1 protein-coding gene is annotated in these 3,185 nt (G+C 75.0%); it reads right to left on the bottom strand.

The window, feature by feature from the left end; all coding sequences use genetic code 11:
* On the bottom strand, positions 1–3,185 hold a 3,185-nt coding region (locus AB4039_RS41810; RefSeq protein ID WP_442273261.1), incomplete at both ends, for an SDR family NAD(P)-dependent oxidoreductase.

Here is a 3,185-nt window from a genome sequence, read left to right as displayed (position 1 = left end):
TACAACGCCTCCAGCGCCCACCCACGATCGACCGGGAAACCACCCACCGCGTCACCCCCCTCCGCGACCAGCCGCCACAGATCCTCCGGAGACCGCACCCCACCCGGATAACGGCAACTCATCCCCACGATCGCGATCGGCTCATCGGCCTCGACGGAGCGGCCGCCGCCCAGCGGGCCCGCAGCGGCGGCCGTACGGCCGCCGGCCGCACCGGCCTCGCCGCCGAGGATCTCGCCGCGCAGGAAGCGGGTGAGCGCCAGCGGTGTGGGGTGGTCGAAGACCAGGGTCGCGGGCAGTCGGGTGCCGGTGACGGCGCCCAGGAGGTTGCGCAGTTCGACCGCGGTGAGGGAGTCGAAGCCGAGGTCCCTGAACTGGCGCTCGGGTTCGATCCGCTCCGGTGAGGCGTGGCCGAGCACCGTGGCGATCTGGAGGCGTACCAGGTCACCGAGGACGCGGTCCTGCTCCGCCTCGGGAAGCCCGTACAGGCTCCCGGCCAGTGCGGTGGCCCGGTCGGCCGCCCCCGTGGCCGTGGTGTCGCCCGCGGCCTGGACCTTGCGGACCGGGGACTTGACGAGACCGCGCAGCAGGGCGGGCACCTTGTCGCCGGCGGCCTGGACCCGCAGCCCCGCGTGGTCCAGCGGGACCGGGAAGAGGACGTCTTCCCCGGCCGCGCAGGCGGCGTCGAACAGGGCCAGGCCGGTGGCCGAGTCCATGGCGACCAGGCCCATGCGGCGGATGCGCGCGAGGTCGGCCGAGTCCAGCTTGCCGGTCATCCCGCTGCCCTCGGCCCACAGCCCCCAGGCCATGGACACGGCGGGCAGGCCGGCCGCGCGGCGCAGCTGGGCCAGGGCGTCCAGGAAGGAGTTCGCGGCGGCGTAGTTGGCCTGTCCGGCGCCGCCGAGGGTCGCGGACACCGAGGAGAAGAGGACGAACGCGGACAGGTCCGTGTCCCGGGTGAGTTCGTGCAGGTTCAGGGCGGCGTCCACCTTCGGGCGGAGCACGTGGTCGACGCGCTCCGGGGTGAGCGCGGGGACGATCCCGTCGTCCGTGACGCCCGCCGCGTGCACGACTCCCGTCAGCGGGTGCTCCGCGGGGATGGTCGCGAGCAGTGCGGCGAGCGCCTCGCGGTCGGCGACGTCGCACGCGGCGGTGACGACGTGGGCGCCGAGTCCGGTCAGTTCGGCCTCGAAGGCCGCCGCTCCTTCGGCGGCGGGGCCCCGGCGTCCGGTGAGCACCAGGTGCCGGACACCGTGTCGGGTGACGAGGTGCCGGGCGACGAGACGGCCCAGCGTGCCGGTCGCCCCGGTGACGAGGACGGTGCCTCCGTCCGGGAACGTCCGGCCCGGGTCGGCCGCCGGGTCTCCCTCCTCCGCGGAGCCCTTCGTCCGCGTCAGGCGGGGCAGCAGAATCGTTCCGGCGCGCACCGCGAGCTGCGGCTCGCCCGTGCTCACGGCAGCCCGTACGGCAGCGCGGCCGAGGTCGCCGTCCGGATCCAGATCCGGGTCCAGGTCGAGGAGGACGAAGCGTCCCGGGTTCTCCGACTGCGCCGAGCGGACCATGCCCCAGACGGCGGCCTGGGCCGGGTCGAGCGCTGCGCGCTCCCCCGCGTGTGTCGCGACGGCGTGCCGGGTGACCAGCACGAGCGGTGCCGGGTCGGCGGCGTCGTCGGCGAGCCGTCCCTGGATCAGGGCGAGCGCCCGGTGGCTCGTGGTCCGTACGCGGGCGGCCGTGTCGTCCGCCGGGGCACCGCCTCCGGTGAACGGACGGCCCATCGTCGCCACGTCGTACTCGGGGACGGGTGCGTCCGCCGGCATGTGGGCCGGGGTCCAGTCGAGCCGGTAGAGGGAGTCTTCGCGGGGCTCGGCGGCCAGCCGCAGCCGGTCGGCGGAGACCGGGCGCAGGACGAGTGCCCCGATCGTCGCGAGCGGGCGGCCCGAACCGTCGGCGACGAGGACCGACACCGCGTCCGTCCCGGCGGCGGTCAGCTTGATCCGTACCGCGGACGCGCCGGCGGCCCGCAGGTGCACCGCGCTCCAGGAGAACGGCAGCAGACCGCGGCCGGTCTCGGACCCGGACAGCAGGCCGAGCCACGAGGCGTGGAGCCCCGCGTCGAGGAGGGCCGGGTGCAGCCCGTACGTGCCCGCGTCCGGCACCGACTCCTCCGGGAGGGCGGCGGCTGCGTACAGGGTGTCGCCGTGGCGCCAGGCCTCCTTCAGGCCTCGGAAGACCGGGCCGTAGCCGAAGCCGAGGCCGTCGAGCAGGTCGTACAGGTCGTCGGTGGCGACCGGTTCGGCGCCTTGCGGCGGCCACGCGGCGAGTTCGGACGAGGCGGGCGCCGGCGGCTCGGCGGAGAGGGTACCGGCCGCGTGACGCGTCCAGTCCTGTGCCCCGGGGGCGTCCTCCGGCCGGGAGTACAGCTCCAGTGCGCAGCGTCCGGAGGCGTCCCGTGTCCCGACCGTGAGGCGGAGCTGGACCCCGCCGTGCTCGGGCAGGACGAGCGGGGCCTCCAGGGTCAGTTCCTCGACCTGCTCGCAGCCGGCTTCCTGCCCGGCCCGCAGGGCCAGCTCGACGAAGGCCGTACCGGGGACGAGCACGACGCCGGAGACCGCGTGGTCCGCGATCCAGGGATGCGTGGCGAGCGACAGCCGGCCCGTCAGCACGATGGCGCCGTCAGGGAGTACGACGGTGGCACCCAGCATGGGGTGTTCGGTATCGGCGACACCGATCGCGGTGACGTCGGCGGTGGCGGGGACGTGGAGCCAGTAGTGCTCGCGCTGGAAGGCGTAGGTGGGCAGGTCGACGTGCCGGGCGCCGCGTCGGGCGAAGACGGCCGTCCAGTCGACGGGTACGCCGTGGACGTGGAGGTGGGCGACGGCGGTGGTGACGGCCGTTGCCTCGGCACGGTCGGCGCGCAGGAGGGGGACGGTGACCGCGTGCTCGTCCACGGAGTCCTGGGCCATGGCCGTCAGGACACCACCGGGACCGACCTCCAGGAAGGTACGGACGCCCAGGTCGGCGAGGGAGGCGACGGCGTCCGCGAAGCGGACGGCCTCGCGGACGTGGCGCACCCAGTAGTCGACCGAGCAGAACTCCTCCGCCGACACCGTCCGGCCCGTCAGGGCCGAGACGACCGGAACGCGCGGCGCTCCGAAGGAAACACCGTCCACGACGGCCCGGAAGTCGTC

This window comes from Streptomyces sp. M-16 (assembly GCF_052114405.1).
In the GTDB taxonomy this organism is placed as follows: domain Bacteria; phylum Actinomycetota; class Actinomycetes; order Streptomycetales; family Streptomycetaceae; genus Streptomyces.
The sequence above is the reverse complement of the archived record's forward strand: the minus strand, read 5'-3'. Positions and strand labels throughout refer to the sequence as shown.